The organism is Solemya velesiana gill symbiont (genome assembly GCF_002020805.1).
Lineage (GTDB): Bacteria > Pseudomonadota > Gammaproteobacteria > Chromatiales > Chromatiaceae > Sedimenticola_A.
Window position 1 is genome coordinate 1 of sequence record NZ_MPRJ01000107.1, and the last position, 6315, is coordinate 6315.

Annotated in this window: 6 protein-coding genes and 1 tRNA gene; 6 read left to right on the forward strand and 1 reads right to left on the reverse strand. The window is 53.0% G+C overall.

What is annotated here, in order from left to right; translation table 11 throughout:
- Window positions 1-103 precede the first annotated feature (103 nt).
- The 6 genes from BOW53_RS12125 to BOW53_RS12150 all read left to right on the forward strand — a co-directional run bounded on the left by BOW53_RS12125 (window position 104) and on the right by BOW53_RS12150 (window position 5206).
- Window positions 104-571 (forward strand): tellurite resistance TerB family protein, encoded by a 468-nt coding sequence (locus tag BOW53_RS12125; protein ID WP_078488240.1) that lies wholly within the window; start codon window positions 104-106, stop codon window positions 569-571.
- A complete protein-coding gene (locus BOW53_RS12130) occupies window positions 568-2385 on the forward strand; it encodes a M61 family metallopeptidase (RefSeq protein WP_078488241.1) in 1818 nt (605 codons plus the stop codon). Before BOW53_RS12125 ends, BOW53_RS12130 begins: the two co-directional genes overlap by 4 nt.
- 55 nt (window positions 2386-2440) lie before the next feature.
- Entirely contained in the window at window positions 2441-3427 is a 987-nt protein-coding gene (birA, locus tag BOW53_RS12135) for a bifunctional biotin--[acetyl-CoA-carboxylase] ligase/biotin operon repressor BirA (protein ID WP_078488242.1), read from the forward strand.
- A gap of 6 nt (window positions 3428-3433) precedes the next feature.
- Complete coding sequence (locus BOW53_RS12140) at window positions 3434-4213, forward strand: type III pantothenate kinase (RefSeq protein ID WP_078488243.1); 780 nt, start codon at window positions 3434-3436, stop codon at window positions 4211-4213.
- The gene (locus BOW53_RS12145; protein ID WP_078488244.1) at window positions 4210-5094 is read left to right on the forward strand and encodes an SPOR domain-containing protein; all 885 of its coding nucleotides are present in this window, start codon (window positions 4210-4212) and stop codon (window positions 5092-5094) included. Before BOW53_RS12140 ends, BOW53_RS12145 begins: the two co-directional genes overlap by 4 nt.
- A 36-nt stretch (window positions 5095-5130) precedes the next feature.
- A tRNA-Thr gene (locus BOW53_RS12150) sits at window positions 5131-5206 on the forward strand.
- Between the two features lie 284 nt (window positions 5207-5490).
- Here the strand turns inward: BOW53_RS12150 and BOW53_RS13995 are convergent.
- The gene (locus BOW53_RS13995) at window positions 5491-6075 is read right to left on the reverse strand and encodes a site-specific integrase (protein ID WP_078488245.1); all 585 of its coding nucleotides are present in this window, start codon (window positions 6073-6075) and stop codon (window positions 5491-5493) included.
- Window positions 6076-6315 lie beyond the last annotated feature (240 nt).

The window sequence follows — 6315 nt, forward strand, 5'->3', positions numbered from 1 at the left end:
CAAGTTCGACCCGACCCATTTCGACGTCACTGAAACCAATCTGCGCCTCCAACACATCAAGCTCTGATTGACCAGGGTGTAGCCGCCGGACGCTTACGACTCTATGTTCAAAACGTTAAAAGAACTGTTTGACAAGCGCCTGCAAAGTGAGCTCCATGACAAGAGCCCTCAGGTAGCCGAGCATGCTCTGCGCATGGCGACTGCCGCGTTGCTTGTTGAGATCAGCCGATCGGATAACGAGTTCCATCTCGTAGAACGGGATACGATTCAGGATATCCTGGTCAGAAGCTATCAGCTCGCAGTGGAAGAGGTACAAGAGCTAATCACGATTGCTGAAGCTGAAGTGGATGCATCTATCTCGCTCGATCAGTTTACTGTTCTACTGGATCGTGATCTCATTCCTGATCAGAAAATAGCAATGCTCGAAAAATTATGGGAGGTTGCCTATGCAGACGGCCGCATCGATAAATACGAAGAGTACCTGGTTCGCAAACTTGCCGATCTCCTTCATGTTCCTCACCGCGGTTTTATTCAGGCCAAGCTCAATGTGCAGTCCAGGAGTAAGTCATGAGCGCTAATCTTCAATACCGGGTTAAACCTGTTTCTCCCGAAGCTCACCTGTTCGAGGTAACACTCCGCATTGTGCAGCCTGATGATCAGGGGCAACTGCTCGTCATGCCATCCTGGATCCTTGGCAGTTACATGATCAGGGACTTTGCCAAAAACCTGGTTACCCTCTCTGCGTACTCTGATGGGATACCCGTTGCCTGGGAGAAGCAGGACAAGCAGAGTTGGTTGTTTGCGCCCTATGAGGGTGAACTGGTCGTGACTTACACGATATACGCTTGGGATCTCTCGGTAAGAAGCGCCCATCTGGATACGACCCACGGTTATTTTAACGGTACCAGTCTCTTCCTGCGTGTTGAGGGTCAGGATGATCAACCCTGCGAAGTCGAACTCATAAAACCGGATGGAGACGGATATGAGTCCTGGCGTGTTGCCACGACATTAAACGGGCTACAGGCTCCTTATCTTGGCTTTGGCAGCTACCAGGCTGGCAGCTATGACGAACTCGTAGATCATCCGGTGGAGATGGGTACGTTTGACTATTCCGAGTTCGATGTGGCAGGTGTCACCCATGCCGTAGCTGTCACCGGAAGGCACGAGGCGGATATGGAGCGCCTCTGTGCAGATCTCAAGATGCTCTGTGAAAGTCATATCGAGATGTTCGGCGAATTGCCAGAAATGGATCGCTACCTGTTCCAGGTAATGGCGGTAGGAGATGGCTATGGCGGTCTCGAGCATCGTAGTTCCACTTCGCTGATCTGCAAGCGCGCTGATCTGCCGAAGAAAGGCGAGGAGAAAGTGACAAACGGTTACCGTCAGTTCCTGGGGCTGGCGAGCCACGAGTATTTTCACCTGTGGAATGTGAAGCGAATCAGGCCTGAGGTCTTCAAAAGCGCCGATTTGATCAAAGAGGTGCATACTCGTTTGCTCTGGGCCTTCGAAGGTATCACCTCTTACTACGACGATCTTTCCCTCGTAAGGACCAAGCGTATCGAGCCTGAGAGTTACTTGGAACTACTGGCGCAGGTGATTACCCGTGTTCAGCGAGGAGCCGGCAGATTCAAACAGAGCCTTGCCGATTCCAGTTTCGACGCCTGGACCAAGTTCTACAAGCAGGATGAGAACGCTTCCAATGCCATTGTCAGCTACTACGCAAAGGGTGCTTTGGTGGCACTTGCCCTTGACCTGACCATTAGGAAAGAAACCGCTGGCAACTATTCACTGGAAGATGTGATGCGAACCCTGTGGGAGCGACATGGTCGGGTGGATGTCGGTGTACATGAACAGGATGTCGAAATGCTGGCGATGGAAGTGACCAGCATTGACCTGAAGGCGTTCTTTGATCAGGCGGTGCGGGGTACCGAAGAGCTGGCGTTGGAAACGTTGCTGGAATATTTCGGAATCGGCTACAAGCTCTGTCCTGCTAAATCCCCGGATGACCAGGGTTCCGGCAAGCAGCCTGAAAATTCAGAGACTGAAGCAAAGCCGGTCCTGGGTGCCCGCGTGAAAAACAACAACGGCCATGTCGAGCTGGCGGTCGTCCTCGATGGCGGCGCAGCGCAGCAGGCCGGTCTTTCCGCCGGGGATACGCTGGTGGCTATCAACGGTATACGCGTAACAAACGGCAACGTGCATGACCTGGTTGCAGCCGGAACGCCGGGTGAACCGGTCCAGGTGCATGCATTTCGCCGGGATGAGCTGATGGCATTTGATCTGAAACCTCAGCCCGCGCCTGCAGATACCTGCCACCTGTGGTTGCTGGAGTCACCGGAGCCAGAGACCGAGACGCGTCGTAATGAATGGCTAGGAAGTGCATAACTCGCATTAATACAAAGAGTTATGGTGATCTGTAAGGGGCTGGTAAAATCACTTGATGGATACGCGGTTCAAGATTATCCGCCTGTTGTCTGACGGGCAATTTCATTCCGGTGAAGAGCTGGCTGAACGTTTCGATGTCAGTCGTGCGGCTATTTGGAAGCACCTGACGCATATCCGCGACCAGATGGAGATCAAGCTGTTCGCGGTGCGAGGCAGGGGATACAAGCTTGCGGAGCCGCTGGAACTCCTTGATGAGGCGTTGATTCGCGACGGTCTGAGTGACCGGGCATCGGGTCTGATGGATCAGCTGGAGATACTCGACCAGATCGCATCAACAAACAGCTACCTGATGGACAAGCAGGCCCAGGAGGGCAGTGCGTCCGGACATGTCTGCATTGCTGAGCAGCAGACCGCAGGTCGCGGCAGAAGGGGGCGTGAGTGGGTCTCGCCCTGTGGCAGCAATATCTACCTCTCAATAGGCTGGCACTACGGTATGGGGCTTGCTGATCTCAGCGGTCTCAGCCTTGCAGCCGGTATTGCCGTTGCCCGTAGTCTTGAAGCAGTGGGCATCGACCAGGTTGGGCTGAAATGGCCCAACGATGTGCTTTGGCAGGACCGGAAACTGGCAGGACTACTGCTGGAGGTATCAGGCGAACATGCAGGTCCAAGCCGGGTTGTCATGGGGCTTGGTCTCAACACGCGGATGAGTGACTCACAGGGGCAGGCTATAGACCAGCCCTGGATCGATCTCGCCAGTCTTCCGGGAGGTGAGAACATCTCCCGCAACTGTCTTGTCTCCACGTTGCTCGAAAACCTGTTGAGCACACTCTCAAGATTTGAATCTGAAGGGTTGTCACCTGAGATAGACGAATGGCGTCGACTGGACCTCTATCATGGAAAGGCTGTGACTCTGCAGATGGGTAATCGGCGCATCGAAGGGGTTCACAAGGGCATAGATGCTGCGGGTGCCCTGCTGTTGGAGCACCAAGGGGCAACCCGTCCCTATCATGGTGGCGAGGTCAGTCTGAGACCGGTGGGTTGAGTCGACATGAACCAGCCTGACAACACTGTGCCAACTGTGCTCCTGATCGACATCGGCAATACCAATCTCAAGTGGTCCTGGTTGGATAACCGGAAGCTCTCTTCAGCAGATTCAGCTCCACATGAATCAGATGCCTTTGCGAAGATTGCCGCCAATTGCTGGGGTGATGCCGATACGCCGGACCGGGTGGTTGTTGCAAACGTTGCCGGTAGAGAGATTGAGCAACACCTCTCAGACTGGTCACAAAACGTGTGGGGCGTAACCCCCGAGATCGTCACAACCTCTGCCCAGGCATTAGGCGTGGTAAATGCGTATGAAAACCCGGCACAGCTTGGCGTTGATCGTTGGCTCACCCTGGTTGCCGTACACGGGCGATATCCGGGTGCGGCCTGCATCGTGGATTGCGGTACGGCCATAACCATCGATGTGATCGATGCCCATGGCGTCCACAAGGGTGGACTGATACTGCCCGGGTTTGAGTTGATGCGTCGGTCACTGTTGGAGAGGACCAACATCCCCCGGGTTGATGTGGCCTGCGGAAAACAGCTCCTGGCAAAGGATACGGCTACCGCAGTGGCTGCTGCCGGGATCCATGCGGCGGCCGCTTTAATTGAGCGGGTTATTGCCAAGACGGCACAGGAGCTGGGGGCAAGGCTGACGCTTATTTTGACCGGTAGTGGATCCCGGAAGTTACTGGAAGTTCTGGAGAGTACAGGTACAGTAATCCCAGACCTGGTCATGGTGGGCCTGGCCATGATTGCGACTGATGGAGAGTATCCTAAATGAGGTGGTTGTTTCTGTTGGTCCTGCTGGCCAATATCGCTATTTTCATCTGGGGCTACAGCAGCGAGAACGAAGAGGTAGCACAGCTTTCTCCCGTGGTATCAGCTGGGATTGGCAATATCAAACTGCTGTCTGAGCGTCAGGGTGCAGGTGTCGACCCTGGACAGGAGCCGCCTTCATTGCTTGCTGATTCGGACAGTCAGCCCCAGCAGGAACCGCCTGCTGCCATGGCGACTGGAATGGCGGATCAGGTACCACAACAGGAAATAGCAGAACCGGATGATCAGGAGACAGCAGGGGAGACGTCCAGGGAAAATCTCCAGGAAGAAGGCGACCAGGAAGATAGCGGCGAAGCCTTGGTTGCGAAAGCTGACGATGATGTCCCTGTTGAGGAAAAACGGGAGATTCCACCCTATTGCGGCGTCCTTGGTCCTTTTGAAAAAGAGGAAGCGGCAATCGCTATTTCTGAAAACCTGAACAAGCTGGGTTTTGAGGCATTGCGGCGCCAGCAGTCGATTATCAAAACAACCGGCTACTGGGTTCTGATTCCCGCTGCAGATAGCCAGCAAGAGGCGATTAAGAGCCTGGAAGCGCTGAAGACCAAGGGATTTAGGGATGTGCGCCGTTTTCTGCAGGGATCCCTGAGAAATACCATATCACTCGGCGCCTTCTCCCGCAGGGAAAATGCCCAGGCTCGTCAGCGGGAGGTCGAGGCCAAGGGGTTTAAAGTGGAAGTGAGGCCGCGCTCTTCTGAGAGTGTCATTCACTGGATCGATGTCCGGCTTGAAGGAGAGGGCGCTGGTCGTGCATCCGCGACTCTTCGGGAAAATTATCCGGCGCTGAAAATCCGTGAACAGGCATGTTCACGCGTTGTCAGACTCTGAAGGATCTTCTAGAATAGCGCCTCCTGAACGAATTGTGCCGGCGTAGCTCAGTTGGTAGAGCAGCTGATTTGTAATCAGCTGGTCGGGGGTTCGAATCCTCTCGCCGGCTCCATTTTCCCACGAAGCTTTTAGCTTCGGTAGGCAGGTGGTTTGGGGCCACCTGTTATGGCTAAAGAACAATCGCCCTGGAAAGTTTTCACTTTCCTCGGAAACCGAGCCAGAGACAGTCTGGCAACCTTCCTTCCTCTAGTCAGGCGATCCAGGCGGATGGGAGTGCTCCCATCCGCCATTTTTTTATCCAAAGCGCAATAAATCCTTTCGGATCCCTGCATCATCCAGGCGATATACTACCTGGATTCTCAACTGATACCACAAAATCAGTCTATCCACAAACATTTAGAGGCTATTTTTTCCGCTAGACGGCCTTATTTGGGGTAAATTGGCCAGTAAAGTCTTCTGAGCCTCTATGTTGGATTCCACGTACTCCAATGTCATTCGTACATCAGTATGCCCCAAACTATCCTGTAATGCTCTTATATCACCTTGAGGAGCCAGTATCGTTGCCATGGAGTGGCGTAGCCTGTGGGATGATATGCGGATTTGTCTCACATCATGCTCTTCATGCTTGGCTGTGAGTTCCTTCGATAGCTTTTTGAAGAAGTTCGATACTTGGTCAATTCCGATCTCTTCAACGTAATAGCCATCATGAAACAGGGTGGCATTGAACACTTGGCCATCTAGTAAGTATTTCAGACCAGCTGCCTTGATGGTTTTAGCTTTGAGTAGTTTCAGATCGCTTAGGACATCTGGTGTTAATGGAATATGCCTCTCTGTTTTGGTCTTGGTGCGTTCTGCCTTCAGGGCGACAATGCCTCCTTGACGGTCTAAGTCAGGCCACCTTATTAGAGTGATTTCGCGCCTTCGGACACCAGATTTGAATAGAAAATTAACAAAAATCGCCCAGAACCACCCAGGTTCGATCTTGTTGTCAGAGGATTGTAGGTATGTGCATGCCTCGTTTAGGTCAGTTGTTGGGACAGTTTTTTCTTGCGTTTATACACCGGGGCAGCCCCAACAGTGATAAACGAATTGGTTTCTATCCATTGCTCTTTAACGGCATGATTGTTGAATTGCGCCCAAAACTGACCCACCTACCCCCATAATTTGCATCGAATTTTGACCCACGTACAACTCTACCTGCATCAAGGCTTTGCAGGAGTA

Excerpts from the sequence above, each read along its gene's own strand:
- birA (WP_078488242.1), top strand. The coding sequence starts at position 2,441 with ATGGATACGCGGTTCAAGATTATCCGCCTGTTGTCTGACGGGCAATTT.
- BOW53_RS12125 (WP_078488240.1), top strand. The coding sequence starts at position 104 with ATGTTCAAAACGTTAAAAGAACTGTTTGACAAGCGCCTGCAAAGTGAG.
- BOW53_RS12130 (WP_078488241.1), top strand. The coding sequence starts at position 568 with ATGAGCGCTAATCTTCAATACCGGGTTAAACCTGTTTCTCCCGAAGCT.
- BOW53_RS12140 (WP_078488243.1), top strand. The coding sequence starts at position 3,434 with ATGAACCAGCCTGACAACACTGTGCCAACTGTGCTCCTGATCGACATC.
- BOW53_RS12145 (WP_078488244.1), top strand. The coding sequence starts at position 4,210 with ATGAGGTGGTTGTTTCTGTTGGTCCTGCTGGCCAATATCGCTATTTTC.